This is a genomic window from Bradyrhizobium uaiense (assembly GCF_010811875.1).
In the GTDB taxonomy this organism is placed as follows: Bacteria; Pseudomonadota; Alphaproteobacteria; order Rhizobiales; family Xanthobacteraceae; genus Bradyrhizobium; species Bradyrhizobium uaiense.
This window is the reverse complement of record NZ_VKHP01000857.1, coordinates 1-246: the sequence shown is the minus strand read 5'-3', so window position 1 is coordinate 246 and position 246 is coordinate 1. Positions and strand designations below refer to the sequence as shown.

Below are 246 nucleotides of genomic sequence, written 5' to 3'. Positions count from 1 at the left end.
GCTTGACGCCGGATGCGCGCAGCCCCTCGCCCACCTCGCGCTCATTGTCGTAAATCTGCGCGGTGTCGACGTGCCGGTAACCGAGCCGCAGCGCCTGCTCGACGATACGAGCGCAGGTCCGCCCGCGATGACGGCGAAGGATGAAGCCGACATCATCGCCTTCCTGAAAACGTTGACCGACGGCTACCAGCCCGAGCGGTGAGCCGTCGCCATCGCCCGTTGCGGAACCGATACGCGAGTTGGCAG

General features: G+C 66.3%; 1 pseudogene. It reads right to left on the bottom strand.

What is annotated here, in order from left to right:
- Positions 1–124 (bottom strand): annotated as a pseudogene (locus FNJ47_RS52385) (aldo/keto reductase); the annotation flags it as partial.
- Between the last annotated feature and the right edge of the window lie 122 nt (positions 125–246).